Genomic DNA, 25,989 nt, shown 5'->3' with positions numbered 1-25,989 from the left:
CCCCTGCATCGGCAACGCTTCGGAGATCAGTCCCGCGTTGTGCCGCGGGCATACGATGCAGCGATACCGCCCAGACCGATAATGAAGAAAACGGCAAATGCGATATTGACGCTCTGCTGCAGCTGGGGATAGACAGCAGGGGTAATCTGCACGGTCCCGATTACGGCAGAGAAGACCAGCATCGCGATGGCAAGGCTGAGCATCTGGCCGATCGCCCTCATCGTGGAGACCATCCCGGACGCGAGGCCGAGGTGTTGTCCCTCGACAGAACTCATGATAGCATTGGTATTCGGGGAAGAAAAGAGGCCGTACCCGAACCCGAGGATGACCAGGCCCGCCACAATAACCCAGATAGATGTTGAAGCGGAGATCAGCATAAGGATACCGAGCCCGGCCGTGGTGCATGCCATGCCTGCAGTTGCGAGGACACGCGGGTCTATCCTGTCCGAGAGGTGGCCGGCAGCCGGTGAGACGATCATCTGGACGACCGGCTGGGCAACGAGGATCAGTCCCGCGGTCTGCGGATCGATGCCCCGGTTGTACTGGAGGTACAGGCTGAGCAGGAATCCGACGGCAAAGACTACGGCATAGTTGATAAGGGCGGCGACATTCGAAAAGAGGAAGACCGGGCTCTTCCGGAACAGCGCGATCTCGACCATCGGTGCCGGTGCATTCTGCTCCCACCAGACAAAAACAGCAAGGGTTGTAAGACCGAGTACCATCCAGGAAATGCCCGAAGGGGAGGGCATCAGGGTGAGGCCATACATGCAGCCAAAGAGCATCACACCGTAGAGGCAGGCGCCGGGCAGATCGAACCGCCGTTTCCCTGACTCTACCCATTCCCCGGGGATATACAGCAGTGTGAGAATAACGACGAGGATCGCAAGGGGGATATTGACCAGGAAGATGCTGGGCCAGCCGATGTTGTGGGTAAGGACGCCGCCGAGGAAAGGCCCCAGCGAGAGGCCGGCATAAATGGTCGCCGTGATGATCCCGATAGCCCTCCCCCGTTCTCCGGGAGGGAAGACTGAGGTAACGATGGCAATCGAGGTAGAGAACACCATGGCGCCCCCGAAAGCCTGGATCACCCGGGCGGTGATGATGACCGGAGCCGACCAGGAGACCGCGGCAAGGAACGATCCCAGGGCGAACAGGATATTTCCCAGAATGAAGAACCGCTTTCTCCCGTAAACGTCAGAAAGTTTGCCGAACGGGACGATGCAGATCGCGGCGGTGAGCATGTATGCCGAGGTGACCCAGCCGAGCGTCACGGCATCGATGTCGAAGGATGCGCTGATCGCCGGCAGCGCAACATTCAGGGAAGAGACCGTGTAGGGGACGAGGAATGAAGCCAGCGAGGTGACCATCAGGAGGACCCGCTTCTCCTGCTCCGAGGTCATGAGAAAAAATGTTGGTGGTCAAAGGTGATGAGCGTGATGCTCCGTTATCGTGTCAGTTTCAGGATCCGGATGGCAAGCCACGCGGCATTGTCCCCGTTGTCCACCCCAACACAGGCGACCGGGACACCTTTCGGCATCTGGGCGATCGCGAGGAGGGCGTCGAGCCCGTTGAGCGTGCCGCTCACCGGCACACCGATCACCGGCTTATCCGTCTTTGATGCGATCACGCCGGGGAGCGCGGCGGAGAGCCCGGCGATCGCGATGAAGACCTTTGCCCCGCTCTTCTTGATGTACGCGTCCAGTCGGTCCGGATCGCGGTGGGCCGAGATGATCTGGTCGTCAAAGGTTATTCCGTTCTCGCCGAGGACCTTCTTCACCTTGTCCGTAATGGCTGCATCGGATGCGGATCCCGAGATAACTGCTACGTCTGCCATGTCTGCCATCCAAACTTATATCCTGTCTATATAAATATACTATGAGCAGATCCACATGGAAAAAGAACTTCTCCTGATGCTGCCGGGCCCGGTACCGATGCCGGAACGGGTCAGGTATGCAATGATGCGTCAGGCAATAAACCACCGCAGCGCCGAGTTCGGCGCCGTGTATGCCGACTGTGTGCGGGTACTCAGGACCGCGTTTGGGACCACCAACGACCTTTTTGTGATCAGCGGGTCCGGCACCGCCGGCATGGAAGCCGCGGTTGCAAACGTGGGAAAGGAGAAGGAGATCGCCTGTCTTGTCAACGGGAAGTTCGGCGAGCGGCTCTACAAGATCAGCCAGCGCTACGGGAAAGCACACGAGATCGCATCGGAGTGGGGGACACCGCTCAACCTTGCAGCGCTGGAAGAACGGCTGGAGCAGGGTGCAGAGGTCGTTACGCTCGTGCACAACGAGACTTCGGCAGGTATCAGGAACCCTGCGCAGGAAGTAGGAAGGCTTGCCAGGAACCATGATGCGCTCTTCATCATGGACGGCATCACGTCCATCGGTGGCGATCTTGTCGAGGCAGATGCGTGGGGCGTCGATATCGCAATCACCGGCTCCCAGAAGTGCCTCGCAGCCCCTGCGGGACTGGCAATGGTATCGGTCAGCAACCGGGCATGGGAACGGCTGACGAAAAACCCTCCCTATTACCTCGACCTTGCGGCCTACAAGAAGAGTGCAGCCGGAAAACCCATGGAGACCCCCTATACACCGGCGGTCCCGCTCTTTCTCGCACTCCGCGAGGCGTGTCTCCTCATCGAGGAAGAGGGACTTGCCGCCCGGATCGCCCGCCACCGGAAGATGTCGCAGGCTGTCCAGGCAGCTGCAAAAGCATGGGGCCTGTCGCTCTTTCCGAAGATCGATGCAAAACACGGGTATTCGGCAACAGTCACTGCGGTTGAATACCCTACCGGTGTCAAGGATGACGAGGTGCGGGCGTTCATCAAGAAGATGGGGATTGTCATTGCGGGTGGCCAGGACCACCTGAAGGGGAAGATCTTCCGGATCGGGAACATGGGTGCGGTCAGCGCCCCGGAGATCCTCGCGACCCTTGCTGCGACACAGGTTGCTTTGAAGAAATACGGATACAAACTGCAAGGTGATGGCGTCCAGGCAGCAGGCGAGGTGCTGGGATGAAGGTGGGGGTCGCCGATACCACTTTTTCACGCGTCAACATGGGAGCCATAGCCATCGACGAGCTCAAGAAACACGCCAGCGTTGCAATCGAACGGGCAACCGTCCCTGGGATAAAGGATCTTCCCGTGGCCTGCAAGAAACTGATCGAGGAACGCAGGTGCGACATCGTGATGGCACTCGGGATGCCCGGGGGCAAGGACAAGGACCGGATGTGCGCCCACGAGGCATCGCAGGGGCTCATCGTGTGCCAGCTCATGACCAATACCCATATAATCGAAGTGTTCGTGCACGAAGACGAGGCAAAGGACGGGCGGGAGCTGGCATGGCTTGCCGAACAGCGCACCCGCGAACATGCGGTCAATGCGGTAAAACTGGTCCTCCACCCCGGAGAGCTGGAGAAGGAAGCTGGGACCGGGCAGCGGCAGGGATTTGCCGATGCCGGGCCGGCACGACAGTAACCGATTGAGCGTACGGATTTATGAGGAACCATTCACAAGAGTTGATCTGATATGTGTGAAACAGACCCGATAAAACTGGGATTCGTTGTCGCGGAGTTCAACCGCGACATCACCTACATGATGGAGATAGAAGGCCGTGAACACGCAGCATTTCTCGGGGCAGAAGTGACCGAATGCCTGTATGTCCCGGGTGCCTACGACATGCCGCTCGCGATCAAAAAGATGCTCGCTGCCGGCAAAGTCGATGCCGTGGTGACCATCGGCTGCGTGATCGAGGGTTCGACCCGGCACGACGAGATCGTTGTCCAGCACGCGGCTCGGAAGATCATCGACCTCTCGCTTGAGTTCGGGAAGCCGGTCACGCTGGGCATCTCCGGGCCGGGGATGACCCGCTTGGAGGCAAACGAGCGGATCGACTACGCAAAGCGGGCCGTCGAATCTGCCATCAAGCTGGTCAAACGATTGAAATGAAACGGCTCTCGGAGAAGATCGCGGCCGTTGCCCCTTCCGCAACGATTGCGATCTCCGACAAGGCCAAGAAGATGGTACGGGAAGGGATCGATGTCATCAACCTCTCGATCGGTGAGCCGGATTTCGACACACCCCGGCATATCAGGGACGCCTGCATCGATGCGCTGAACCGGGGCGAGACCCATTACGCCCCGAGCAACGGGATCCCGGAACTCCTCAGTGCGATCAGCGAGAAGATCGAGCGCGACAACCATTTCCCCTGTACTCCCGGGCAGGTCATTGTCGCCTGCGGGGCGAAGGACGCGATCTACGAGGCGATGGAGGCAGTCCTGAACCCGGGTGATGAGACGATCCTCCTGACTCCCGCGTGGGTCTCCTACGAGCCATGCGTGCAGATCGCCGGCGGAAACGTCGTCAAGCATGCCCTCAACCGGAAAACCTTCCAGCTCGATGACTCGATCCTCGAACGGGTCACTTCGAAGACCAAGATGATCGTGGTCAACTCGCCCTCCAACCCATCGGGTGCTGTTTTTGACAAAAACTCGATGAACCTGGTGGCGGATCTCTGCCAGGACAGGGACATCTATGCGATGTCCGATGAGATCTACGAGACACTGGTGTACGGGAAGAAACACATCTCGCTCGCTTCACTTGGCAACATGGCAGAGCGGACAATCACCATCAACGGGTTCTCGAAGTCGTACGCGATGACCGGCTGGCGGCTCGGATATGCAGTAGCTCCGGTCGAGATCATTCGTGCGATGTCCAAAGTCCAGCAGCACTCGGTCAGCCAGGCCACGACATTTGCAATGTGGGGGGCAGTTGCTGCCCTCAAAGGCGACCAGCGCTGCGTCGAAGAGATGCGGCGGGAATTTGACCGGCGCAGAAAATACATCATTGCTCAACTGACCGCCATGGGATACAGGACCGCTCCTGCAGACGGGGCGTTCTACGCCTTCGTCAAAGTGACCGGCGATGATATGGAAATTGCGAACCGCTGGCTGGAAAAGGCACATGTCGCGGTGACCCCCGGCAGCGCATTCGATGCACCAGGATGGATCCGGATATCGTATGCGGCATCAATGGAGAAACTCGAAGAAGCCGTGAAAAGGATACGAAGACTGGGCTGATTCCGGTTTGGAATCCTCATTAACTCCATTCATCACCTCTTTTTTTCTTCCACCAGATCTTTGCAAAGGTGGAGTCGCCCGATAGGACGAGATCGCGGCCGTCCTGACGGATCAGCGGTGTGAGATATTCCACGAGCACCCCCTCCTGCTCCGAATTCATCACGCTGAACCGCCTACGGAAGAACGCGACCGTCTCCTCCAGGGACGTGAACCGGTACTCCTTGTCGAGCGGCAGTATCTCCACGTTCGCGTAGATGCCCATCTGGTACAGCACGTTGAAAAGGCAGTCGGTCTTCGGCCCGGGATAGTAGGGATCTCCGTGGAGCGGCTCCCAGAGATCGTTATACATCTTCTCCCAGAACGGCGAGTCCACGAACCAGTAGAGGTACACGTACTTCCGGGAGGCATCGTCCATCTTTGCGAGCGCTGCCCGGATGTCGTGCATGGTGAGGGAGAGGGATGCGATGACCACATCGTACTGCCCTCCAAGATCCCGGGAGATATCGACATCCTCCCAGCACTTCCGGACGCATGAGATGTTGGTGATCCCCTCGTTCCGGATATGCTCGTTCAGGGTGGCGACCATTCCCTCGCCCGGTTCGACCGCCGTTATCTCCTTCACGAGCGGCGAGAGGGGGATGGCGAGCGTGCCCGGCCCGGAGCCGATATCCAGCACCCGGGAGTTCCTGTTTATGTCGAGGCCTTCGATGGTAAACTTCACCCGCTCATCGTACCGGCTCCGGGAATTAGCATCGTAGCGCTCCGCGTTCTCCTTTCTGTTCCAGTTGTGCGAAGGGTCGTTGAAGGAATGCGAGGACTCGTGTCGCTTCTGCCGGGCCTTCCAGATCTCGTTCCAGTCGGCATCATCGCAGGCTGGCGAGGGGTCAGGACTCATACCATTGAGTACCCGCGGTACCGGTTATAGGTTTCTGATTTCGCTCAATGCAGCCTTGGAGCAGACAAAAAAGAGGGTACTCGAGCCCTTGTGGATCGATGGGATGGATGTATGCCTCCAGCCATGCCGGGATGATGCCGCAGATCAGGTGGATTGAGACTTTGAAGGATATCCGGAGATAAAACCGGAAAGAGACGGTTGGTGGTATGTCCGATCGCATTCTGATCCCTGATATCTCTCCAGATCGTTTGTGGCAATTCCGGTGGATCGCCAAAAAATGTCTAATCGGGTACACAAATAAACAATACTGTACCATAATGTATATATTTGTACAAGACAAACTAGCTTGTATGCAGACAAAAATCCTCCTCGATGAGGAGCAGATACCAAAAAAATGGTATAATGTCCAGGCTGACCTGCCATCCCCTCTCGATCCGCCCCTCCATCCCGCGACCCAGAAACCGGTCGGCCCGGAGGACCTGTCCGCCATCTTCCCGATGGAGCTGATCCGGCAGGAAGTGACCACGGACCGTTACGTCGATATACCCGAGGATGTGCGCGATATTCTCCGTCTCTGGAGGCCGAGCCCCCTGTACCGCGCCCACCGGCTCGAAAAATTCCTCAAGACCCCGGCAAAGATCTATTACAAATGGGAAGGTGTAAGCCCGGCCGGCAGCCATAAACCCAACACCGCTGTCCCCCAGGCCTATTACAACATGAAAGCCGGTATAGAACGGATAGCGACCGAGACCGGCGCCGGGCAGTGGGGTTCGGCCCTCGCCTTCGCGACGATGCTCTACGAGCTCGAATGCACCATCTACATGGTCCGTTCGAGTTATACGCAGAAACCGTACCGGAAGTCGATGATGCACGTCTGGGGTGCCGAGTGTATCCCCAGTCCCAGCACAAAGACGAATTCCGGGCGGGCGGTGCTCGAAAAGGACCCGGAGACACCGGGGAGTCTTGGTATCGCAATATCCGAAGCCGTCGAGGATGCAGCAACTCACAGCAACACGAATTATGCGCTTGGCTCGGTCCTGAACCACGTCTGCCTCCACCAGACCGTGATCGGACTCGAATGCCGGGAACAGCTGGCGATGGTGGATGATTATCCGGATGTTGTTATTGGTTGCGTCGGCGGGGGGTCCAACTTCGCGGGGATCTCGTTCCCGTTCGCCGGTGACAAACTTACCGGGAAACACAAAGATGTGGATCTCATCGGTGTTGAACCGGCTTCCTGTCCCTCCCTGACCAAGGGTCTCTTCACGTATGACTTCGGAGATGTGGCCGGCCTGACCCCGCTTCTCAAGATGTTCACGCTTGGCCATGACTTTGTCCCGCCATCCATCCATGCAGGGGGGCTGAGGTATCACGGGGACTCACCGATCGTGTCCCGGCTCGTCAATGACGGTGTCATGCGGGCGGTTGCCTACCACCAGAGCGAAGTATTCGATGCAGCCCAGACGTTTGCCCGCACGGAAGGGATCATCGTCGCCCCGGAGACGTCCCATGCAGTGAAAGCGGCCATCGATGAGGCACTCAAATGCAAATCGAGCGGAGAAGCAAAGACCATTCTCTTCAACTGTTCCGGGCACGGCAACTTCGATATGTCGGCCTATGACGCATTTTATGCCGGCACTCTGGTCGATTACGAATATCCCGACGAACTGATCCGGGAATCAATTGCCCGGATACCCAAAATCTCCTGAAATCTCTTTTTTATGTACCGGATCGGTTTTATCGTCAATCCTGTAGCGGGCATGGGGGGATCGGTGGGGCTGAAAGGGACGGATGGCGTACTTGCCGAGGCTATACGGCGCGGGGCAGAGCCACATGCAGCTGATCGTGCCGGGATCACCCTCGGGGGCCTGAAACAGAAGACCGGGCTGCTCTTTCTTACCTGTTCTGGCAGCATGGGAGAGGAGGTTCTTAAGAAAACCGGCCTGCAGAACTATGTCGTCCACTATCATGCGCCTGATAAGAGCACCGCAGAAGACACGAAACGTGCAGCCAGGGTCTTCCTTGGGGAAGGTGCTGACCTGATCCTTTTCAGCGGGGGCGACGGAACAGCACGGGACATTTTTGACGCTGTTGGCAGAAACGTCCCCATTCTCGGTATACCGGCCGGTGTCAAGATGTACTCCGGGGTATTTGCTATCGATCCGGCAACCGTAGCCGGGATCGTTGGCGGGAAAAAGCCGGGTGTCTTGCGGGATGCCGAACTGCTGGACGTCGACGAGGAGGCCTACCGGGCCGGGGAGTTCAGGACGCGCCTGTACGGTATCGCCTGCGTCCCGGCTGTTCCCGGAACGGTGCAGGCCTCAAAGCAGGTCTTTGAGGAGGCGGACGAGGAACGGGCAAAGGAGGAGATCGCCAGGTTCATTGTTGAGATCATGCATCCGGAAACGCTGTATATCCTTGGTGCGGGCACGACGACTGAAGCTATTGCCGGGAAGATCGGCGTGAAAAAAACCCTGCTCGGCGTGGATGCGATAAAAAACGGGAGGCTGGTCGCAGAAGACGCCGATGAAAGAACGCTCCTTGGCCTGATCGAAAAGGAAAAAGACATGCGGATCATCGTCAGCCCGATCGGTGCACAGGGTTTCGTTTTCGGGCGGGGGAACCAGCAGCTGAGTGCAGACGTTATTCGGCGCGTGGGAATACACAATATCATTCTTGCTGCCACACCGCACAAGCTGAGGGAAACAGCGGTGCTCTATATCGATACCGGGGATCCAGCGCTGAATGAAACGTTTGGCGGGAGCATCCAGGTGGTATCCGGGTACCGGATTGCCCAACGGAAGAAAATCCAGCGGTCTCCCCGGCGATAACAAGACACATTCCAGAAGTACTCCGGTGAATGCTCTCTTGTCATAAGGGAATTTTCATTTTTTCTTCATTCGTTCACAGATCCTGCGGGAATGATCCGGAACGAACAAAAGTGATGTTCGCCGGGGCGGATGTTGTGGCCTTGTTGTTGCGGATCTGAAAACCACGACGGTAAGAATGGATCATTACCCGTCCGAACCAGAACGGATAAAAGAGGAGAATTAATATCCGGTGGTTACTTCACCGGCCACAGCGGAACGATCATCGATCCTTTCCCGTACGTCTCATTGACCACCTGGGCAAGGGCGGTATAGATCGCAGAGAACCCGCACAGGATCCCTACCCACCCGGCAATCTGGGTGATTGCCGAATTCCCCGTAAGCTCCCCGAGAGCAAGGAGGAAGAAGAGGATCGCGAGCGTCGCAAAGACGACCTGCATCGCCCGGTTGAACCGGAGTGTGCCGATGAACATCACCGCGGTGAACAATCCCCACATTGCAAGGTAGGCTGCCATTGCTGTAGGCGAGGTCTTTTCTCCGAGTCCCATCGAAGGGATCATGATGAGCGCCACAAGAGAGAGCCAGAACAGGCCATAGGAGCAAAATGCAGTCGTTGCAAAGGTGTTCCCCTTCTTCCATTCCATCGACCCGGCGATGAGTTGTGCAATTCCTCCATAAAAAATTCCCATTGCGAGGATTATGCTCCCCAACGTAAATAATCCTGCATTCTGGAGGTTCAGCAGGACAGTCGTCATTCCAAAGCCCATCAACCCGAGCGGTGCCGGGTTGCCGGTCAGATCGCGGGTTGTTACCATAGTTTCCATCTTTTCCGAACTCATTGTTACCATTCCTTCAGATTTTTTCGTTCATGTTCAGGTTTCCGAAACCGGACTCCTCATTCTTCCAGGGTCGAGATATCCCCCGGGTCGATCCCCATCTCCTTTGCTTTCAGGACACGCCGCATGATCTTCCCGCTCCGGGTCTTGGGAAGTTTCTCGACAAATTCGAGTTCATGGGGTACGGCAATCGGACCCAGTGTCGTACGCACATGATGGAACAGGTCCTGCATGAGCATATCACTTGGCTGGTGCCCTACGCGGAGGATAACAAACGCCTTGATGGAGTTGCCTTTCAGCGGGTCCGGTTTGCCGATAACAGCGGCTTCTGCAACTGCGTGGTGGGAGACGAGGGCACTTTCGACTTCGGCAGTACCGATGTTGTGGCCGGCAACGATGATGATATCGTCCGCCCGCCCGAGGATCATGATATACCCGTCTTTTCCCTTGACGGCAAGGTCCCCCACTGCATAGACGTCTTTTATCGTGGTCCAGTACTTGCGGTATCTCTCATCATCCTTGTATACCGTGCGCAGCATTGCAGGCCACGGCGATTTGATGACGAGGAACCCGCCGGTACCGGGTTTTACGGATTTTCCGTCTTTATCGACAACATCTGCCAGTACGCCGGGGACAGGTTTCCCGGCAAAACCGGGGCGCATCGGTTCACCGATCATTGTGGTAATCATCTGCATCCCGGTCTCGGTCTGCCACCAGGTATCAAGGATGGGGCAACGGTCCTTGCCGATCACATGATAATACCATTCGAATGCTTCCGGGTTCAGGGGCTCGCCGACGGAACCGATGATGCGGAGTGATTTCAGGTTGTACTTGTTGGGCCAGCTCTCCCCGAGCTTCATGAACATTCGGATGGCAGTAGGCGCCGTATAGAAAATGGTGATCTTCTGCTCTTCGATAAGGTGCCACCAGCTGCCGGCATCCGGGTAATCCGGCGTGAGCTCGGTAATAAATACCGTCGCCCCAACTGCCAGCGGGCCATAGACGATATAGCTGTGGCCGGTGATCCAGCCCGGGTCGGCAGTGCACCAGTAAATATCGTTGTCCTTGATGTCCATGACGTATTTGCTCGTGTAATACGTCCCGACCATGTACCCGCCGCAGGTATGGACAATGCCCTTCGGCTTGCCCGTTGAACCGCTGGTATGGAGGATGAAGAACGGATCCTCAGCATCCATAACTTCGGGCGGGCACTCATCGGATACCCCATCCATCATCTCGTGGAAGTCCAGCTCACGTTTGGGGTGGAGGTCCACGGGTGGATCCCTCCTCCTGAGGACAATAACATGCTCAACAGTCGGGGCGTGGATGATGGCCTCATCGACGATTGCTTTGAGCTGGATCGCTTTTCCGCGCCGAATGGCTACGTCTGCAGTAATGACAACTTTAGCCTCAGCGTCCTGGATCCGCATGTTCAGGGCAGCTGCCCCGAATCCGCCGAACACGACACTGTGGACGGCCCCGATCCGGGCACAGGCAAGCATGGCGATGATCTGCTCGGGAACAAGCGGCATGTAAATACAGACCCGGTCCCCTTTCTTCACCCCGATTTCCTTCAGAGCATTTGCAAAACGGGCAACCTGGGAAAGGAGCTTTTGGTACGTGAAGATGCGTTCCCTGCCCTCCTCCCCCCGCCAGATCAAGGCTACCTTGTTGCGCCGTGCGTTGTTGACATGGCGGTCAAGACAGTTGGCCGAGATGTTTAGTTTTGCATTGGTGAACCACTTCGCATACGGGTAGTCCAGTTCCTTGACCGAGTCCCATGGGCGGATCCACTCGAGCTCACGGGCAATACCACTCCAGAACGCATCCGGATCCTTCAGGAATTTGTTGTATGCTTCCTGATAGTCGCCCGTCCATGCATTTTTCCTGTACTGTGGGTCGGGAGTGAAATATTTCGCCTCCTCGACGAGTTTGACATCGAAATCTCCTGTCATGAACCCACCTATTTTACATTATTAATCATGTTGAACATGGTATATATAATTTGTCGAAAAGTAATTCGACAGGAAATGTGAAGAACTACCTCAGTAAGACAGTTCAGTAAGACAGTCAGGACGCAAATGAAGGGATCGCCCGCCGGAATGAAAAAAATTTCTAAATTTCTTATTAATGAACACCCCTGAATACACGAGGGATATAAAAAGGGTTATCTATCCGGGTTTTTCAATATAAGATCAATGCTTGATAAGTTCAAGGGGTGCCTGCTCGGTGCGGCAGTTGGCGATGCGCTCGGCATGCCCAATGAGAGTACTTCTCCCAACCTGAACAAGATGAAGTACGGTTACCGGCGCCCGTACAAGGGACATCCCAACGAGAGACTGAATCCCGGCCAGTATACTGATGATACCCAGATGATGGTTCTTGTCGGGACACTCCTTGCAGATGGCAAGTACAACGAAGAACGCTATGCTGCAGCACTCCGTGAACTGTATGCACGGGGAGCACTTCGTTTTCCTGATGGTTCCGTATCGGCCGTCTTGGAACACCCGGTAATTGACAATATCCCCCAGAAAGGGGTCAAATCCACGACATCGGGCTGCCTTCCCGTAGCTGTCCCGTTTGCACTGACATTCCCCGACATGAATGAGGGATGTGAACGCGCCGTCAGGGCATGCAACGTGACCCACACTCACCCGGCAGCACATGCGGCGGTTTCAACCCTGGTAACGCTTCTCTACCATTCACTTCATGATACCCCGAAACCTGTGGAAAAGGCCCTTGAGAAAGCACAAGTCGAGGACGAAGTGCTCGGCGGGAAGATCCGGAACGCCCTGGTTCTCGAAGAAGACGGGATGGATACCGAAACCGCTCTACTCAAGATCGGCAATGATGTCTCGGTCTTCCAGACCCTTCCAATCGCATTTTTCCTGATCAGCCGTTACCCGCATCCCCCCGATCTCCTCACCGTTGCCGCCAATACCGGGGGAAATACGGATACCATCGCGCTCCTGTGCGGGGCGTACCTCGGGGCAGCCAGAGGCATGAACGCGCTTCCCGCAGATCTGCTGGACGGCCTCGAGGACCGGCAGAGGATAGAACTACTCGGATCGCGGCTGTACAGCCTTTATACCCGTAAACTTGAACAACCGTAAGCCGGTTCATCAAATATCGGGAATAACAGGTCAGATTATAAAAGCCGGCTTAAAAAGCATTAAATTTTTACACTCGGATACTCTTGTATGAAAATTGCGATTATCGGGGCCTCCGGCTATGCCGGTGGTGAACTGGTCCGCCTCCTTGTTCACCACTCCGCTGCAGAAGTCGTATGTGCCACTTCACGCAAACTTGCGGGAACCCCCCTTGACCAGGTCCACCCCCACCTGAAAGGCTTCACGGATCTCAAATTTGAAAACCCGGAAATTGATGCTGTTGATGCGGACCTCGCCTTTCTCGCTGTTCCCCATACCGCGGCAATGACCCATGCCGGCAAACTCCTCTCACGTGGGATTAAGGTTGTCGACTTGAGCGCGGACTACAGGTTGCCAAAAGAAGTATTTGAAAAAGTGTACGGTGTACCCCACACAGATTTTTTCTCCGCACCCTATGGTATCCCAGAACTTCACCGTAAGGAATGCGTCAACGCGAAATTTGTTGCAAACCCCGGCTGTTTCCCGACCGGGGCTACCCTTGCCGCAGCACCTCTCGCAAAATATGCCCACACGGTAATCTTCGATTCCAAGACCGGCGTGAGCGGGGCTGGAGACAACCCCTCGGCAACCACCCATTACCCGAATGTCGGGGACAATGTAGGGCCCTACAAATGGACGACCCACCGGCACCTTGCGGAGATGAAACAGGAGCTTGCGTACCTAGGTTCGGCAGCGAAATGCTACTTCACCCCCCATCTTGTCCCGGTCAACCGTGGTATCCTGACAACCGCTCACATCCTGCTCAATGAGCCCCTTGACCAGAAAGAAGTGGAAAAGATGTATCAGGATTTCTACAGGGATGAATTCTTTGTCCGTCTTCAGAAACCTGTGCTTGCAGCCGTCCGCGGCAGTAATTTCTGCGATGTCATGGTGGAGAGCGAGGGATTGCGGGTCGTTGCCATATCCGCAATCGACAACCTCGTGAAGGGTGCAAGCGGGCAGGCCATCCAGAATATGAACCTGATGTGCGGATACCCGGAACGGGACGGCCTCGTCAGTGCGGGGATGCTTCCCTAGGAGGATATCATGCTGGTAAAGGATGCAATGACAAAAGAGGCGATTGTTTGTTCAGCTGAGACCTCTCTCCGCGAAGTGGTGGCGCTTTTCCGGAAACATCACATCGGGGGATTGCCCGTGACGGACGGGACGGAGCTCGTCGGCATCATAACCGAGTCCGATCTCATCGCGCTCCTCGAGACGGAAAGAATTTCTGACGATCTCTGGCTGCCTTCACCCTTTGAGATCATAGAAGTTCCTATCCGCGAATATATCAACTGGGAGAAGACCAAACACGCGCTGCGGAACATCGGGGATATGCCGGTGAAAAAAGTGATGACGCACCGGGTTGTGACGGCATCGGAGGATATGGACGTCGAGGCCGCGGCCGCCCTCATGCTTAAGGAAGGGATAGCGCGGCTCCCGGTCCTCCGCGCCAAAAAAATTGTCGGGATAATAACGCGGGCGGATATCATCAATGCGATCGGATCTTCGTATCCGGGGAAAACCGGGGCTGATGCGGAATGAACTGTCAGAACATCTGTGCTGTTGAAGGTGTGACTGCTTGGGGTATCAAAGAGGGAAAATCCGGGCTCGCGCTCATCCGGGCGAACGGCACCGCAGCCGGCGTGTTCACGGAGAACCTTGTCAAGGCCGCTCCGATACAACTTATGCGCAGACAGATACAGGCAGAAAAACTGGAGGCTGTAATCGTCAACAGCGGCTGTGCGAATGCCTATACGGGAAAGCAGGGATATGAGGACGCGGTTGCCATGACAGAGTACGCCGGTTCCGCGCTGGGTATCAGCCCTGCCCGTGTCGGTGTAGCAAGCACCGGCGTGATTGGCAGGTACCTCGATCTCCCGCTCATCCAGCGCCAGTGTGACACGATCTCACCAAAACTCGACCGCACTCCGGAAGCAGAAATTCTCGCTGCACAGGCGATCATGACCACGGATACGTTCCCCAAGCATGCACTCGTGGAGAAGGAGACGTTCAGCGTTGGCGGGATAACGAAGGGGAGCGGGATGATCGCCCCGAACATGGGAACGATGCTGGCCTTCATCTATACCGATGCTGACGTTGGTGCAAAACCCCTCGCAGCAGCCCTCAAACTGGCCACCACGAGAACCTTCAACCGTGTCGTTGTCGACGGAGACACGAGCACGAACGACATTGCGCTCTGCACAGCGACAGGTGAGTCCGGCAAGGTGAAAGCCGGGGAATTTTCCGAAGCCCTCGAGGAATGCTGCCGTTCCCTTGCCCGGCAGATCGCCGCAGATGGCGAGGGTGCAACAAAGCTCATCGAAGTGACGGTCAGGGGCGCCCGCAAAGAAGACGAGGCGGCAAAGGTTGCCCGTACGATCATTGAATCGCCCTTGGTAAAGACTGCAGTATATGGTGAAGACCCGAACTGGGGGCGGGTTATTGCTGCGGCCGGCCGCGCCGGGGTCGACTTTGATCCCAACGCGGTCTCTCTCTGGATCAGTGACGGAACGGAAAAGCACCCCCTGGTGAAATCAGGGAAGATCATAGCGGATCTGAAGACGGCGAAAGAGGCGATGCATGGCAAAAAGGTGATCTTCATCCTTGATCTTGCAGCAGGACAAAAGGAGGCAACAGCGTGGGGCTGTGACCTTACCGAGCGCTACGTCGAGATCAACGGGAGGTATACCACATGATGAAACGCGAAGACGTCCTCATCGAGGCCCTCCCCTACATCCAGCAGTTTCACGGAAAGACCATCGTGATCAAGCTCGGCGGGCATGCCATGGTCGATCCCATAGTGCTGGAAAATGCCATCCGGGATGCCGTGCTCCTGCACTACGTCGGGATCCGGGTCGTGCTGGTCCATGGTGGCGGCCCAGAGATCAGCGAGAAGATGAAAGCTCTCGGGAAGGAGTCGGTTTTCGTTGGCGGGCTCAGGGTAACCGACCAGGAGACCCTTGAGATCGCGCAGATGGTCCTCGTCGGGAAGATCAACAGTGGGATCGTCTCTCTCATCGCCAAGTGCGGTGCAAAAGGAGTCGGCCTGTCCGGCAGCGACGGGAATCTGATCCTTGCAAAGAAGATGGATCTCCAGCGTGTCGAAGTAGAAGGTGTGCAGAGAGAAGTTGACCTCGGGCACGTCGGCGAGATCGAGTGGATTGATCCGGCGCTCCTGAACACCCTGCTTGACAAGGACTATATCCCGGTCGTCGCGCCGATTGCCATCGACCGGTTCGGGGGCAGCCTGAACATCAATGCCGATACTGCTGCCGGGGATATCGCGATTGCGCTCAGGGCGTACAAACTGGTCAACATGACCGATGTCGACGGCGTGATGGATGCCGGAAGGACGAAGGTGTTCCGGAAACTTACAATCAATGAAGCAAATCAGCTGCAGAAATCCGGCGCCATTGCCGAAGGTATGATCCCTAAGGTCGGATCGGTGATAAAGGCAGTGGAAAACGGGGTCTGCTTTTCCCACATCATCAACGGCAACATCGAGCACAATCTCATCCTCGAGCTCTTCACCCGCGAGGGTGTCGGCACGATGATCTCCCTCAAATAATCTTTTCCTTGACAGGTATTTTTTTAAATCAATAACCCGCAAACTAGTAACGGGTTTCCCGATATGGACAGAACAATAAAAATTGTTGCCGCCATCCTCGCTTTTGTGATCATTGCATGCCTCGCGGTTTTTTTTTCAGGCGCACCGGCCCCGTCGGTGACATCACCAGGCAACAGCCCGATCTATTATTTTTATGGTGAGGAGTGCCCGCACTGCCACAACATCGAGCCTTTCATGCACAACCTGACGCAGAAATATCCCGATGCCCATATCCAGGTCCTTGAGGTCTGGCATAACCAGACAAACCAGGTTATCTACAATCAGGTAAACGCTGCGGCAGGGATATCCATTCCCCCTGGTGTCCCTGAAGTGGTCATAGGCCAGACCGTGCTTGTGGGAGAACGTGATATCCCCGCAAAACTGGAAGGTCTTGTCCAGGACTATCTCAAAAAAAAACAGTGAGTGATCGGCAGGGACCGGAAAGTGTCCCCCTCACCGGAAATAATATCCTTTCAAATACTACCGTTACGGCAGTATATTTTTATGGTGACGGGTGCACCCATTGTGAAACGGTACAACCCCTTCTTGATGAACTCCGACAGAAATATCCCAATCTTCATCTGGAACTGCTGGAAGTGTACCATAACACCACGAACCAGCAAACCTTTGTGGAGATGAACCGGCAGTACAACACGGGAAATTCCGGTATTCCCGTCATATTTATCGGTGACCAGGCCCTCGTCGGGGAAACCGAAATAAAGGACCATTTCGAGGAACGTATTCTCGCAGAGGAGCAACGGACGGCTCCCTGTACCTCTAATGCACCCGCACTATCCAATCTGCAACATGAGAACTGCTCCCCGGCTACATCCCTTTCCGTCCCTGTTGTCACGGTCTCCGCACTGGCCGACAGTTCCAATCCCTGTGCCTTATCCGTCCTGATCTTCCTTCTTGTCTCTATCGCTGCGGCAGAGAACAGGAAACGAATCCTGCTTGCCGGCGGCCTGTACACGGCAGCCGTGTTCCTGTTCCACCTCCTCCTTGGCATCGGTTTTTTGTCGATGATCTCCCTCTCCGGGCTGTCAGAACCATTCTCGCTCATCGGCGCAACTATCGCATTTATTCTCGGTGCTATAACCATTTTCGATGTCGTTAAAAACACGGACCGGTTTACCTTTGCGATCGCTGATTCAGGGAAGGGTCTTATCGGCCGCTATGTCCGGACCGCATCACTGCCCGCTGCTTTCGTACTGGGCATACTTGCCGGATTATTCGGTTTTTCCTGTACCGGTGGTATTTATATCGGTATCCTTGCGCTTATGGGTCGCAGCCTGACCCTGGCCACCGGCCTTTCCTGGCTTCTACTCTATAATCTCATTTTTATCCTGCCGCTCGTCATCGTCACCCTGCTCTTTGCCTTCGGGCTCTCTCCGGAGCGGGCAGACGAGTGGAAGACGAACAACCGGCGGACTCTCCGCCTGATCATCGGACTGATAATGATAGGTCTCAGCGCTATCATTTTTCTCGGGTTACTGGGATAACCCGCTGAAATCCGGCATGAAAAAGCCAGTTCCCTTTTATCAGAGATACATGAAAGCCACCCGGCTCTCATCGCCGTTTTTTGGCTCTGTGGAAATCATCAGAAAAACATGCAGTCGCTCTTGGAGGAGCCCGCTGTTCCAAAAGGGAAGAGCAGGCTTGAGAAGAACCCGAAGGGTTCTTCGATTTGAGAGATGGGGTCACACTCATTCCGTTGAAGAATATAAAGCGAATTACACTATCAAATAGGAATTCTACAGAACCATTTTTTTAAAAGGGGCGCTGTCATGGGAGATTTCCTTCTCCCGAGCATTCCCGCTGGCGGTCTTCGCTCATGGCGATGAGCGTCTCAAAAATTTTCTGGACTGAAACAGGATCGATCCTGCGCTCGACAGCCTGTTCGAACGCAGCCCCGAGAACATCTGCCGCCCGGCTCTCATCATGAATGGGAATCCCGGTATGTACCTTGATCTTCGCGATTTTTCCGGCCAGTTCCTGTCGTTGTGCGATGAGCCGGATGATCTCCCGGTCGACCCTTGTGATCTCAGCCCGTACTGTCTCGAGGCACATATCATATACATATCCGAGATTTCACATAAACGTAATCCTTACGAGCATGGAGACCAAAACAATTAACCAAGCAAATCCTATCTGATCTGGTGTTTTCCATGCTCGAACGAATAACAAGACGCGAAGAGGCAGATCTTTTTATTGCCTGGATGGCGATCTCGCTCTCCTTTGCCATCATCAAAATTGCTCCTTACGGAATACTCGGCCAGATCCCCCGGCTCGATCCCGTTGTTGTCCTGATCTATTTTGGAATTGCTTTCCTGACCGTCGGGATTGGGTTCATCTTCCATGAGATGGCGCACAAGTTTACCGCGATCAGGTACGGGTACTGGGCAGAATTCAGGAAGGACAACTCGATGCTCCTCATCGCCGTTGTCCTTGCCGCCCTGGTCGGCTTCGTGTTTGCCGCCCCGGGGGCCACGGTAATCTATACCAATTCTGCTGACGGGCGGGGACTTTCCCGGGAGCAGAACGGGATAATCTCTGCTGCCGGCCCCGTTGTCAATCTTCTCCTGTGCGGCGTCTTTGTAGGGGTAGTTCTTCTCGGAGAGTTCCTTTCACATTCACCATCCGGTCTCCTCACCGTAATCGGCATTTTCGGGATCCAGATCAATGCCATGATTGCAGCGTTCAACCTGCTGCCGATCAGTATCCTCGATGGCAGAAAAGTCATGGCCTGGAGCATTCCGGTCTTCGCAGTGCTCATCATCGCCGCGTTTGGGATCCTGCTCGGATCCTTCTATCTCCTCTAATTATTTTGAGTTTTCTCTGCGACCGGTTGAATCAGTCCTTCATCTTTTAGTTTCTGTAGTACAGCAACGACTTTCTGCCCTTTGAGAAACGCCTCTTTCAGTGCTGTCGGGTGGTTTTTGATCCCTTTGTATTCGTCCATGTTATTCGCAATGATATTGTCATAGTATTCGAATCCGGTGCCATTGAAGATGGCAGTGATCATGGGGAACGCCCCGTCGAAGACATGGTCCCACGACTGGCCCGCCGTAGAGATGAAGAGCCCTTTATGGCGTTTGATATGGTCGTCGGAAAAAAAGAGCGTTTTTAAGATGAATTTCCGTGCCCAGAGGTATTGTCCCCGGTCGATCAGCCCTTTGAGCTCAGCGGTGATGCCCATCGTGTAAATGGGAGAGGCAACGGCAAGGCAGTCCACGTTCAGTACCTTATTGAAAAGGGTGATCGCATCATCCCTGACGACGCACTCACCGGTTTTGTGGCAGGCGTTACATCCACGGCACGGTGAATAGGTGAGATCCTTGAGCACGACTTTCTCCACCGTGGCACCGGCTGCTTTTGCCCCGTCGAGAAAACTGTCGAGCAGGGTTTCCGTGTTTCCATGCCGGTGCGGGCTTCCCGAGATACCAAGGACCTTGATTGTCATGAAGCTTCACGCTGCGAGCCGTTTTTTCAGTTCGGCGATCACGGATCTTCCGAGTTTTTCCGCATCCGTTTTTGCAGTAGGGTGGTGCCCGATCGCCCCCATCTCATCGACTCCGTTTATCATCAGGTAGCTGATGTCCTCGTCCTTTATATCGATGACATGGAAGAAGCATTTCACTGAAGGGACTGCAGCATCGAACACATGATCCCAGTTCTGTCCTGCGGTTGCGAGGAAAACGCCGAGCCGCTTACCTTTCCGTTCGGGTGGGACGATGGGAAGCCTGAGCACGTATTTCCGGGAGCGGAAGACCTGTGCGCGGTCGACCAGCGCTTTTACCTGCGACGCGAGCCCCATGCAGAAGATCGGGGATGAGAGTAGGATAATATCTGCTCCGATGATCTTGTCGTGGTAGATATCCATGCCATCGCGCTGGACACATTTGTTGAGTTTTTCGCAGGCATTGCACCCCCTGCATGGGTTGATATTGGCCTCTGTGAGAGGGACTTTTTCTATGGCGACCTCAGGTTCCCCGCCCATGGACGCAAGCACCCAGTCGAGCAGCGTTTCAGAGTTGCCGTTCCGGCGCGGGCTGCCGGCGAAAGCGAGGACTTTGATGGTCATCACACTCTTCTAGGATATTCGCAGTGAAAAAAGATTGGATGGTGAACGGACTGCCGGGGAGATGGGGACTTTTTCTATGGCACCTGGCTGGGATGGGTTTCACAGGCTGCAGATCGCACAAAAATATGAAAGGCTACACCACCAGTACACTTACACGTTCTTGAAGCAGAGGTACCAGTCCTTGCACTCGTACCCTTCCGTAAGCCGCTTCTCCATCTCGGCAGCAGTCTTTGGCGGGGGGACAACGACCTTGTCTCCCGGCTGCCAGTTTGCCGGTGTGGAAACTTTGTGCTTATCCGTGGTCTGGAGCGCTTTGACCAGCCGGAGGATCTCGGGCATGAACCGCCCGTTCTGGAGCGGGTAATAGATCATTGCCCGCATAATGCTCTTGTCATCGATAAAGAAGACGCACCGGACAGCGGTAGTCGAGCTCTGGCCCGGGTGGATCATGCCGTACCTGCGGGCTATATTCATGTTCAGGTCGGCGATGATCGGGAACGGGATCCGAACGCCCATCTTCTCTCTTATAGCGTGGATCCAGGCAAGGTGAGATGAAACACTGTCCACCGAGAGGCCGATCAGCTGGACGTTCAGCGCCCTGAGTTCATCGTAGATCGATGCGAATGCAAGGAACTCAGTCGTGCACACCGGAGTGAAATCTGCAGGGTGGGAGAACATCACCACCCATCTTCCCTTCAGGCCGGAGAGCGTGATCGGGCCCTGGGTTGTTTCCGCATCGAATTCGGGAGCGGACTCTCCCAGCACCGGCAAAGCGGGACAAGTCTCATCAGTCATGTGCCTGCTCCTTTATTTCATCACTTCATCGAGCTGGGCCTTCCCGTATACATAGGCGGGCATTCCTGAGAGCAGGAATGTCACGCGGAGGGCCTCCTCTACCTCCTCCTTGGTCACGCCGAGACTGGAAGCCCCGGCGATCTGTGCGCGGACAGCGTGCTGGTCACGGAGTGCCGCAGCAATCGCAATAGCGATCAGTTTCTTGGTCTTCTTTGACAGTTTCCCATCGTTCCAGATATGCTCCTCGAATTTCATCACGAGGTTGAACATCTCAGGATCCTTTACGGTTAGTTCCCTGAAAAATTTCGGGACTTTGCCGATATTTTTCTCGAGTTCTTTCAGTTTTTTCTCGGTCATAATCACTCACTCTACCAGTTGCATTGGTTCTCCGCAGCAGACGAGCTCGCCGCCACCGGCTTCCTTCACGACAACGACATTCCCGCAGATCTCGCATTTGAAGACCTGCCCCTCTTTCGATACGTTAACCATGATTCCTTGCTTTCAGGACTCTTCCCGGGGCTGAGCGCCCATGGGACATTCAATAGTCTCTCAGGCGTTCAACACCCGTATTCATCACGACGGTACAGCGATTGAAAAAATAAGAAGTTACTGGAAACTCTTGCCGCGTTTGGGCGGGTTTTTGGCATCTTCTGGAGTCTTGACATCCGGGCGGATATGGGTCATCGGGAAGCACTGGTACTCTGCGCAGGAGCAGGCAGGACACTTCCTGAGGTCCTGCTCGCTCTTGTCGAGCGTAAGTTCTTTTCCGCAGTCTATGCACACATATTTGCCCGGACCCACTTTCTGTCCTGCAACGTACGTCTTCTGTTCGGTCATAAGAAAACACCAAACCTCTCATTCACGTCAAAGATATATATGAGTTTGTGTTCGTGCACTTTTTCCCCGAAGCACCGTACGGGCCGTGATCTTTCTCGTAGTAGACCATTGCAAACCTTTATTGCATATTTTTCTTCAGTTGTAGTATGACCGGGAAGATCATCGGGATACTTGGCAGCCCGTTACCGAAAGGAAATACTGCACTGCTACTGGACAGGGCTCTTAAAGGGGCCGAGGATGCCGGGTGCACGGTTGAAAAAATTGTGGTCGCGAACCTGGATTTCCAGCCCTGTATGGAGATGATGTTCTGCAAAGAGCACGAGACCTGTATCCTGGACGATGACATGCAGGCAATGTACCAGAAATTCAGGGAAATGGACAGCCTGATCATCGCAACGCCTGTTATGACAATGGGGGTTCCGGGAAAACTGAAATCGTTCTTTGACCGGTTCCAGGTATTCTTCATGGCAAAGTATGTCAGGAAACAATCTTTTTTCACTGCAGAACAAAGAGCCCGGCGAAAAGCGTTTGTCATATGTATTTCAGGAATGGATATCCCCGAGGTTTTCGTAGGGGCCAAACTGACCATCTCTGCGTTTCTCACGATTATTGACTGCAAGCTCCGGGACGAGCTGCTGATCAGCGGAATGGATACGAAAGGAGACCTTCGTACGCAGCCGGATCTCCTTGAAGCTGCTTACGCCAAGGGATTCGCGCTCGGAAAGACCCTCAATCCCTGAGCTGAAATCCTGACGATCTCTGAACGAAGGGAGTGCACTGGAAGACCGGTCGCCACCCGGGTTATTTCCTTCGCGCCATCATGAGGATCGTTATCAGTAAGAGCACGGAGAGCCCGATTCCCGCGACCAGGTAAAGCGTGGATCCTATCTCCGGCAACTGGTAAACCGGCAACCCACCAGGGTCATCCGGATATTCTCTCTGGAAACGTTCGATAGCCTGCGAAAAATTGACGCTTTTCAACAACCTGCCGGTGTTTTTGTCCGTAAGATCGAGGGTCATCTGGTTCTGGTAATAGGGCATGACGAGAGTGAAGTCCGCGCTGTCAGAGTAATAAGCCGATCCGGTAATAGACACGTTCGTACCATTATTCTCTACAATTGCATCGCCCAGCTGGACACGGGGATCCGAGAGACTGAACTCACGGATGATCGTTCCGTCAATTGTTTTCAGGCTGCCCAGGATATTGCCGCTCTCGATCCCCAGGTCTGGCGGATGCCCGTACTGCATCTCAACCGACTCTTCTGTTATCTGGCCATGGCTGAAGTTCAGGTGCAGTACGAGGATCTTGGTGTAGTCTTCCCCGGGGTACCCGTGGACAGGCACGATCAGAAGACTGATGAGAAGTATCCCGAAAGCCAGGGCCGTTTTCGTCATGATTTCCCCCCGTTTATGGAATCGAAGATATATTTTATCCGTGTCGTCGAGGAATTGCCAAAGGTCCCCGAATACGCTCCGTTGCCCATGATGTCCGGTTCAGGATCCCAGTCCCAGAACGGTTTAATACAGGTTCCGGAGGAACTGCCGGAAGTCATTCCGCTTATCTGGTGACAGACGGATGCGTCCCACCCGCCGGCCTTTGCACTGGCGATGCAGGCACTCTCGCTGCTCCAGACATTTGGATCGGGATCATTCTCCACGTAATAGGTATTCCCGCAATAGGTGTCGACAAGTCCGAACATGGCATGCCCGTTCTCGTGGTACATGAGTTGTCCTGCGTCCGCAGAAATCTTGAACCAGATATGAGACCCCAGCCCCAGACCGCTGGCGCAACCGTTGGGTTTGCCGGGCGGGCCGGTATAGTATCCGATATAGGTCGGATATACGATCACTGCAACATCCGTGAACGGGGCATTCTCCCAGAAGTGAGCCGGCAGCGTCCCGGCGCACCCGTCAAAAGCATCGGCAAAATTATCCGGATCCCAGTAATAATAAAAATTCATACGCTTCCTGAAATCGGCCGGCAACCCTATGTTCCGGGAGGTTACCGAATCGAGACTGAGGTACGAGGAGATCAGACGGTTTACATCGTTTTCAAAAGCGGTGCGGCATGAAGTATACGTGTCCACAGGTATTTTTTGGTTTGTATCCCCGTTGTATTCGGTCTCTGACGGCACAAAAACCACGTCTATCTTATCTTCCACCGGGCCATGAACAATGATAGGGGTGACTTTTGAAGGGCTGAGCGTGATGGTCGAACTCGTGTCGGACTCCACATCCACCGTCCTGGTAATCTCCTCGTAACCGTCCTTTGTCACCCTGAAAGAGTGTTGTCCGCGACTTACCGCGGAAAGGAGGAGGCTCCAATCCGTATCGGATGTCAAACCCGCCGCACTGCCGTCGAGATAGACAAGGGCATTCCCGATATCTGCGCCGGTATGCTCCCCCCTCACCAGTACTGTAAGATCAAATTTTTTTTGTTCAGTGGTCTGGGCAGGAGCAATTGCCGTATTCCCGCCGGCAGCCCCGATCCGGGCGATTGCAAATTTCGTCCCGGACTGAGAGCTGGTTCCCCCGGCCGATCCCGTGATCACGAACCCCCCATCCGGCAGCGCCGCGAGACCCGAAATCACCGTAATCTGTTCCAGGGCAAATGTCCGGGTAGACACCTCATTTCCGGTATCATCGATGGCAGTTACAAAAAGGTCCCCGGCAGGTCCCCGCGTGTCGTCTGGCCCTAAAAACCCGGCAACCATGTACCCGCCATTATACGATTCAGCGGCAGCGATCCCTGCGCCGGGATCTGAGAGCGGGATGCTTTTTTCCCATTGGGTCTCATTCAGGGCAGTGGTCCGTATAATGGTGGCTTCACAACCGGATCCTGGGCTGGCAGACGGGCAGCTGGTCCCGGACAGTGCCACCTCGCCGTTGCTTTTCTGGAAAACGGAGATCCCCGTAGCATTGCCCTGACCATCAAACGTGGTAAAGCCCGCCATATCACCTTTTGAATCCAGGTTCATCAGGAAGAGGTCTTTGCCACCGGAACCAAAACTTTCGGTTGATCCCGTAACGATATAACTCCCGTCAGGCAGCTGATCGATATCGTTGCCAAAATCATCCTTCTGGCCTTTGAAATTCCGGTTCCACTCTTCATTGCCCTTGTCATCGGTCTTGACTATATACCCGTCCCAGCCGGTCGGGGAAGAATCGTCACTTTTTACGGAACCCACAACAATGAACCCGCCATCGCCGGTCTGTTTTACGGAGTTCGCCTGCCCGTATTTCCCGATCCTGAAAATGTTACTCCACACTTTGGTGCCCGAACTGTCCAGTTTCAGGAGCAGCAGGCCGTCGCCATAACGGTCCCCGGAACTTCCGGCAATAATGAAACCGTTATCCGCTGTCTCTATAATGGAGTTCCCCTCATAGGTCTCCTTCTTCCCATGGTAATCCCAGATCTGGTTGCCGGATCCGTCAGTCATAACGGCATAAAGAACCGTTTTCCCGTCAGAGCCGGTTATTGATCCCGTGGCGACGTAGTTCCCCTCTCCGGTGCGGATAACTGCGTGCCCCTGCCCCGCGAGGGATCCCCCGAACATCCGTTCCCATTGTATGCCGGCGTAGCCGCCTGGCCCATTCTGGTCTGCAGCGGATACCGGTAACATGATAAGAGACACGGCCACCAGTATCACAAGCAGGAACTGCCGGGAGTACCTGGGATGGCAGGATGAGCAATGTTTCTCCAGAGAATCAGGAACCGGTGCTGCCATTATACGGATGATCTCTCTCACCACATCCTCCAAAAACCATTCAGCTCCTCATGGGATATTGGCCGTAATATACATAATTTTTTGCAGATTCAACGGAACAGAAGGCTGTGAAAGCTTCCTTGTCTGTCCGGAAAAACATCATGATGGC

29 protein-coding genes are annotated in these 25,989 nt (G+C 55.0%); 15 read left to right on the top strand and 14 right to left on the bottom strand.

Annotation, left to right across the window (positions count from 1 at the left end):
• Nucleotides 1–26: 26 nt before the first annotated feature.
• Nucleotides 27–1,400, bottom strand: coding sequence for an MFS transporter (locus ABSB80_RS01220; protein WP_428367329.1), 1,374 nt, complete (start codon nucleotides 1,398–1,400; stop codon nucleotides 27–29).
• Nucleotides 1,401–1,444: 44 nt separating this feature from the next.
• Nucleotides 1,445–1,834, bottom strand: coding sequence for a 5-(carboxyamino)imidazole ribonucleotide mutase (locus ABSB80_RS01215; protein ID WP_428367327.1), 390 nt, complete (start codon nucleotides 1,832–1,834; stop codon nucleotides 1,445–1,447).
• Nucleotides 1,835–1,889: 55 nt separating this feature from the next.
• On the opposite strand from ABSB80_RS01215, the gene ABSB80_RS01210 reads away from it, so the two are divergent.
• Genes ABSB80_RS01210 through ABSB80_RS01195 form a run of 4 tightly spaced genes read left to right on the top strand, consistent with a single transcriptional unit; the run spans nucleotide 1,890 to nucleotide 5,079 of the window.
• Nucleotides 1,890–3,020 carry a pyridoxal-phosphate-dependent aminotransferase family protein gene (locus ABSB80_RS01210; protein WP_428367325.1) on the top strand — a complete coding sequence of 377 codons (1,131 nt, stop codon included), beginning with the start codon at nucleotides 1,890–1,892 and terminating at the stop codon, nucleotides 3,018–3,020.
• Nucleotides 3,017–3,478: a riboflavin synthase gene (gene ribC / locus ABSB80_RS01205; protein WP_428367323.1), complete on the top strand. Its 462-nt coding sequence runs from the start codon at nucleotides 3,017–3,019 to the stop codon at nucleotides 3,476–3,478. Before ABSB80_RS01210 ends, ribC begins: the two co-directional genes overlap by 4 nt.
• A gap of 51 nt (nucleotides 3,479–3,529) precedes the next feature.
• The gene (ribH, locus tag ABSB80_RS01200; protein ID WP_428367321.1) at nucleotides 3,530–3,949 is read left to right on the top strand and encodes a 6,7-dimethyl-8-ribityllumazine synthase; all 420 of its coding nucleotides are present in this window, start codon (nucleotides 3,530–3,532) and stop codon (nucleotides 3,947–3,949) included.
• Complete coding sequence (locus ABSB80_RS01195) at nucleotides 3,946–5,079, top strand: pyridoxal phosphate-dependent aminotransferase (protein WP_428367319.1); 1,134 nt, start codon at nucleotides 3,946–3,948, stop codon at nucleotides 5,077–5,079. Before ribH ends, ABSB80_RS01195 begins: the two co-directional genes overlap by 4 nt.
• Before the next feature lie 19 nt (nucleotides 5,080–5,098).
• On the opposite strand, the gene ABSB80_RS01190 is transcribed toward ABSB80_RS01195, so the two are convergent.
• Entirely contained in the window at nucleotides 5,099–5,974 is an 876-nt protein-coding gene (locus tag ABSB80_RS01190) for a class I SAM-dependent methyltransferase (protein WP_428367317.1), read from the bottom strand.
• Between the two features lie 350 nt (nucleotides 5,975–6,324).
• On the opposite strand from ABSB80_RS01190, the gene ABSB80_RS01185 reads away from it, so the two are divergent.
• Nucleotides 6,325–7,683 carry a TrpB-like pyridoxal phosphate-dependent enzyme gene (locus tag ABSB80_RS01185; RefSeq protein WP_428367315.1) on the top strand — a complete coding sequence of 453 codons (1,359 nt, stop codon included), beginning with the start codon at nucleotides 6,325–6,327 and terminating at the stop codon, nucleotides 7,681–7,683.
• 12 nt (nucleotides 7,684–7,695) lie between these two features.
• Nucleotides 7,696–8,805, top strand: coding sequence for an ATP-NAD kinase family protein (locus ABSB80_RS01180; protein WP_428367313.1), 1,110 nt, complete (start codon nucleotides 7,696–7,698; stop codon nucleotides 8,803–8,805).
• A 233-nt stretch (nucleotides 8,806–9,038) separates the two neighbouring features.
• On the opposite strand, the gene ABSB80_RS01175 is transcribed toward ABSB80_RS01180, so the two are convergent.
• Nucleotides 9,039–9,641, bottom strand: a complete 603-nt coding sequence (locus tag ABSB80_RS01175; protein WP_428367311.1) for an acetate uptake transporter — start codon at nucleotides 9,639–9,641, stop codon at nucleotides 9,039–9,041.
• Nucleotides 9,642–9,697: 56 nt separating this feature from the next.
• Nucleotides 9,698–11,593, bottom strand: a complete 1,896-nt coding sequence (acs, locus tag ABSB80_RS01170) for an acetate--CoA ligase (protein ID WP_428367309.1) — start codon at nucleotides 11,591–11,593, stop codon at nucleotides 9,698–9,700.
• Nucleotides 11,594–11,836: 243 nt separating this feature from the next.
• Here acs and ABSB80_RS01165 point away from each other — a divergent pair, with 243 nt between their 5' ends.
• From ABSB80_RS01165 to ABSB80_RS01135, 7 genes are all read left to right on the top strand, one after another.
• Nucleotides 11,837–12,751, top strand: a complete 915-nt coding sequence (locus tag ABSB80_RS01165; RefSeq protein ID WP_428367307.1) for an ADP-ribosylglycohydrolase family protein — start codon at nucleotides 11,837–11,839, stop codon at nucleotides 12,749–12,751.
• An 87-nt stretch (nucleotides 12,752–12,838) separates the two neighbouring features.
• Nucleotides 12,839–13,825 (top strand): N-acetyl-gamma-glutamyl-phosphate reductase, encoded by a 987-nt coding sequence (gene argC / locus ABSB80_RS01160; RefSeq protein WP_428367305.1) that lies wholly within the window; start codon nucleotides 12,839–12,841, stop codon nucleotides 13,823–13,825.
• A 9-nt stretch (nucleotides 13,826–13,834) separates the two neighbouring features.
• Entirely contained in the window at nucleotides 13,835–14,332 is a 498-nt protein-coding gene (locus ABSB80_RS01155) for a CBS domain-containing protein (RefSeq protein WP_428367303.1), read from the top strand.
• Complete coding sequence (gene argJ, locus ABSB80_RS01150) at nucleotides 14,329–15,486, top strand: bifunctional ornithine acetyltransferase/N-acetylglutamate synthase (protein WP_428367301.1); 1,158 nt, start codon at nucleotides 14,329–14,331, stop codon at nucleotides 15,484–15,486. Before ABSB80_RS01155 ends, argJ begins: the two co-directional genes overlap by 4 nt.
• The gene (argB, locus tag ABSB80_RS01145) at nucleotides 15,486–16,358 is read left to right on the top strand and encodes an acetylglutamate kinase (RefSeq protein WP_428367981.1); all 873 of its coding nucleotides are present in this window, start codon (nucleotides 15,486–15,488) and stop codon (nucleotides 16,356–16,358) included. Before argJ ends, argB begins: the two co-directional genes overlap by 1 nt.
• 63 nt (nucleotides 16,359–16,421) lie before the next feature.
• Nucleotides 16,422–16,820 carry a thioredoxin domain-containing protein gene (locus ABSB80_RS01140; protein WP_428367299.1) on the top strand — a complete coding sequence of 133 codons (399 nt, stop codon included), beginning with the start codon at nucleotides 16,422–16,424 and terminating at the stop codon, nucleotides 16,818–16,820.
• Nucleotides 16,817–17,899: a hypothetical protein gene (locus ABSB80_RS01135; RefSeq protein WP_428367297.1), complete on the top strand. Its 1,083-nt coding sequence runs from the start codon at nucleotides 16,817–16,819 to the stop codon at nucleotides 17,897–17,899. Before ABSB80_RS01140 ends, ABSB80_RS01135 begins: the two co-directional genes overlap by 4 nt.
• A gap of 283 nt (nucleotides 17,900–18,182) precedes the next feature.
• On the opposite strand, the gene ABSB80_RS01130 is transcribed toward ABSB80_RS01135, so the two are convergent.
• The gene (locus tag ABSB80_RS01130; protein ID WP_428367295.1) at nucleotides 18,183–18,467 is read right to left on the bottom strand and encodes a chorismate mutase; all 285 of its coding nucleotides are present in this window, start codon (nucleotides 18,465–18,467) and stop codon (nucleotides 18,183–18,185) included.
• A 98-nt stretch (nucleotides 18,468–18,565) separates the two neighbouring features.
• Here ABSB80_RS01130 and ABSB80_RS01125 point away from each other — a divergent pair, with 98 nt between their 5' ends.
• Nucleotides 18,566–19,219 (top strand): zinc metalloprotease, encoded by a 654-nt coding sequence (locus ABSB80_RS01125; RefSeq protein ID WP_428367293.1) that lies wholly within the window; start codon nucleotides 18,566–18,568, stop codon nucleotides 19,217–19,219.
• Here the strand turns inward: ABSB80_RS01125 and ABSB80_RS01120 are convergent.
• The 6 genes from ABSB80_RS01120 to ABSB80_RS01095 form a co-directional block, all read right to left on the bottom strand.
• Nucleotides 19,216–19,860, bottom strand: a complete 645-nt coding sequence (locus tag ABSB80_RS01120) for a flavodoxin family protein (protein WP_428367291.1) — start codon at nucleotides 19,858–19,860, stop codon at nucleotides 19,216–19,218. The two genes, ABSB80_RS01125 and ABSB80_RS01120, sit on opposite strands and share 4 nt — an antisense overlap.
• A gap of 6 nt (nucleotides 19,861–19,866) precedes the next feature.
• A complete protein-coding gene (locus ABSB80_RS01115; RefSeq protein ID WP_428367289.1) occupies nucleotides 19,867–20,481 on the bottom strand; it encodes a flavodoxin family protein in 615 nt (204 codons plus the stop codon).
• A gap of 150 nt (nucleotides 20,482–20,631) precedes the next feature.
• On the bottom strand, nucleotides 20,632–21,276 hold the full coding sequence (locus tag ABSB80_RS01110) for a peroxiredoxin (protein ID WP_428367287.1): 645 nt from the start codon (nucleotides 21,274–21,276) through the stop codon (nucleotides 20,632–20,634).
• 12 nt (nucleotides 21,277–21,288) lie between these two features.
• Nucleotides 21,289–21,633 carry a carboxymuconolactone decarboxylase family protein gene (locus tag ABSB80_RS01105; protein ID WP_428367285.1) on the bottom strand — a complete coding sequence of 115 codons (345 nt, stop codon included), beginning with the start codon at nucleotides 21,631–21,633 and terminating at the stop codon, nucleotides 21,289–21,291.
• A 6-nt stretch (nucleotides 21,634–21,639) separates the two neighbouring features.
• The gene (locus tag ABSB80_RS01100) at nucleotides 21,640–21,765 is read right to left on the bottom strand and encodes a desulfoferrodoxin FeS4 iron-binding domain-containing protein (RefSeq protein ID WP_428367283.1); all 126 of its coding nucleotides are present in this window, start codon (nucleotides 21,763–21,765) and stop codon (nucleotides 21,640–21,642) included.
• Nucleotides 21,766–21,882: 117 nt separating this feature from the next.
• The gene (locus tag ABSB80_RS01095) at nucleotides 21,883–22,113 is read right to left on the bottom strand and encodes a zinc ribbon-containing protein (protein ID WP_428367281.1); all 231 of its coding nucleotides are present in this window, start codon (nucleotides 22,111–22,113) and stop codon (nucleotides 21,883–21,885) included.
• A gap of 146 nt (nucleotides 22,114–22,259) precedes the next feature.
• On the opposite strand from ABSB80_RS01095, the gene ABSB80_RS01090 reads away from it, so the two are divergent.
• Entirely contained in the window at nucleotides 22,260–22,853 is a 594-nt protein-coding gene (locus ABSB80_RS01090; RefSeq protein WP_428367279.1) for a flavodoxin family protein, read from the top strand.
• Nucleotides 22,854–22,914: 61 nt separating this feature from the next.
• Here ABSB80_RS01090 and ABSB80_RS01085 read toward each other — a convergent pair whose 3' ends face one another.
• A complete protein-coding gene (locus tag ABSB80_RS01085; RefSeq protein WP_428367277.1) occupies nucleotides 22,915–23,508 on the bottom strand; it encodes a hypothetical protein in 594 nt (197 codons plus the stop codon).
• On the bottom strand, nucleotides 23,505–25,841 hold the full coding sequence (locus ABSB80_RS01080) for a PEGA domain-containing protein (protein WP_428367275.1): 2,337 nt from the start codon (nucleotides 25,839–25,841) through the stop codon (nucleotides 23,505–23,507). The genes ABSB80_RS01085 and ABSB80_RS01080 overlap by 4 nt, the downstream gene beginning before the upstream one ends.
• Nucleotides 25,842–25,989 lie beyond the last annotated feature (148 nt).

Source organism: Methanoregula sp., from assembly GCF_050010295.1.
GTDB lineage: Archaea > Halobacteriota > Methanomicrobia > Methanomicrobiales > Methanospirillaceae > Methanoregula.
The sequence above is the reverse complement of the archived record's forward strand: the minus strand, read 5'-3'. Positions and strand labels throughout refer to the sequence as shown.

Excerpts from the sequence above, each read along its gene's own strand:
- ABSB80_RS01220 (WP_428367329.1), bottom strand. The coding sequence starts at position 1,400 with ATGACCTCGGAGCAGGAGAAGCGGGTCCTCCTGATGGTCACCTCGCTG.
- ABSB80_RS01215 (WP_428367327.1), bottom strand. The coding sequence starts at position 1,834 with ATGGCAGACGTAGCAGTTATCTCGGGATCCGCATCCGATGCAGCCATT.
- ABSB80_RS01210 (WP_428367325.1), top strand. The coding sequence starts at position 1,890 with ATGGAAAAAGAACTTCTCCTGATGCTGCCGGGCCCGGTACCGATGCCG.
- ribC (WP_428367323.1), top strand. The coding sequence starts at position 3,017 with ATGAAGGTGGGGGTCGCCGATACCACTTTTTCACGCGTCAACATGGGA.
- ribH (WP_428367321.1), top strand. The coding sequence starts at position 3,530 with ATGTGTGAAACAGACCCGATAAAACTGGGATTCGTTGTCGCGGAGTTC.
- ABSB80_RS01195 (WP_428367319.1), top strand. The coding sequence starts at position 3,946 with ATGAAACGGCTCTCGGAGAAGATCGCGGCCGTTGCCCCTTCCGCAACG.
- ABSB80_RS01190 (WP_428367317.1), bottom strand. The coding sequence starts at position 5,974 with ATGAGTCCTGACCCCTCGCCAGCCTGCGATGATGCCGACTGGAACGAG.
- ABSB80_RS01185 (WP_428367315.1), top strand. The coding sequence starts at position 6,325 with ATGCAGACAAAAATCCTCCTCGATGAGGAGCAGATACCAAAAAAATGG.
- ABSB80_RS01180 (WP_428367313.1), top strand. The coding sequence starts at position 7,696 with ATGTACCGGATCGGTTTTATCGTCAATCCTGTAGCGGGCATGGGGGGA.
- ABSB80_RS01175 (WP_428367311.1), bottom strand. The coding sequence starts at position 9,641 with ATGAGTTCGGAAAAGATGGAAACTATGGTAACAACCCGCGATCTGACC.
- acs (WP_428367309.1), bottom strand. The coding sequence starts at position 11,593 with ATGACAGGAGATTTCGATGTCAAACTCGTCGAGGAGGCGAAATATTTC.
- ABSB80_RS01165 (WP_428367307.1), top strand. The coding sequence starts at position 11,837 with ATGCTTGATAAGTTCAAGGGGTGCCTGCTCGGTGCGGCAGTTGGCGAT.
- argC (WP_428367305.1), top strand. The coding sequence starts at position 12,839 with ATGAAAATTGCGATTATCGGGGCCTCCGGCTATGCCGGTGGTGAACTG.
- ABSB80_RS01155 (WP_428367303.1), top strand. The coding sequence starts at position 13,835 with ATGCTGGTAAAGGATGCAATGACAAAAGAGGCGATTGTTTGTTCAGCT.
- argJ (WP_428367301.1), top strand. The coding sequence starts at position 14,329 with ATGAACTGTCAGAACATCTGTGCTGTTGAAGGTGTGACTGCTTGGGGT.
- argB (WP_428367981.1), top strand. The coding sequence starts at position 15,486 with ATGAAACGCGAAGACGTCCTCATCGAGGCCCTCCCCTACATCCAGCAG.
- ABSB80_RS01140 (WP_428367299.1), top strand. The coding sequence starts at position 16,422 with ATGGACAGAACAATAAAAATTGTTGCCGCCATCCTCGCTTTTGTGATC.
- ABSB80_RS01130 (WP_428367295.1), bottom strand. The coding sequence starts at position 18,467 with ATGTGCCTCGAGACAGTACGGGCTGAGATCACAAGGGTCGACCGGGAG.
- ABSB80_RS01125 (WP_428367293.1), top strand. The coding sequence starts at position 18,566 with ATGCTCGAACGAATAACAAGACGCGAAGAGGCAGATCTTTTTATTGCC.
- ABSB80_RS01120 (WP_428367291.1), bottom strand. The coding sequence starts at position 19,860 with ATGACAATCAAGGTCCTTGGTATCTCGGGAAGCCCGCACCGGCATGGA.
- ABSB80_RS01115 (WP_428367289.1), bottom strand. The coding sequence starts at position 20,481 with ATGACCATCAAAGTCCTCGCTTTCGCCGGCAGCCCGCGCCGGAACGGC.
- ABSB80_RS01110 (WP_428367287.1), bottom strand. The coding sequence starts at position 21,276 with ATGACTGATGAGACTTGTCCCGCTTTGCCGGTGCTGGGAGAGTCCGCT.
- ABSB80_RS01105 (WP_428367285.1), bottom strand. The coding sequence starts at position 21,633 with ATGACCGAGAAAAAACTGAAAGAACTCGAGAAAAATATCGGCAAAGTC.
- ABSB80_RS01100 (WP_428367283.1), bottom strand. The coding sequence starts at position 21,765 with ATGGTTAACGTATCGAAAGAGGGGCAGGTCTTCAAATGCGAGATCTGC.
- ABSB80_RS01095 (WP_428367281.1), bottom strand. The coding sequence starts at position 22,113 with ATGACCGAACAGAAGACGTACGTTGCAGGACAGAAAGTGGGTCCGGGC.
- ABSB80_RS01090 (WP_428367279.1), top strand. The coding sequence starts at position 22,260 with ATGACCGGGAAGATCATCGGGATACTTGGCAGCCCGTTACCGAAAGGA.
- ABSB80_RS01085 (WP_428367277.1), bottom strand. The coding sequence starts at position 23,508 with ATGACGAAAACGGCCCTGGCTTTCGGGATACTTCTCATCAGTCTTCTG.
- ABSB80_RS01080 (WP_428367275.1), bottom strand. The coding sequence starts at position 25,841 with ATGGCAGCACCGGTTCCTGATTCTCTGGAGAAACATTGCTCATCCTGC.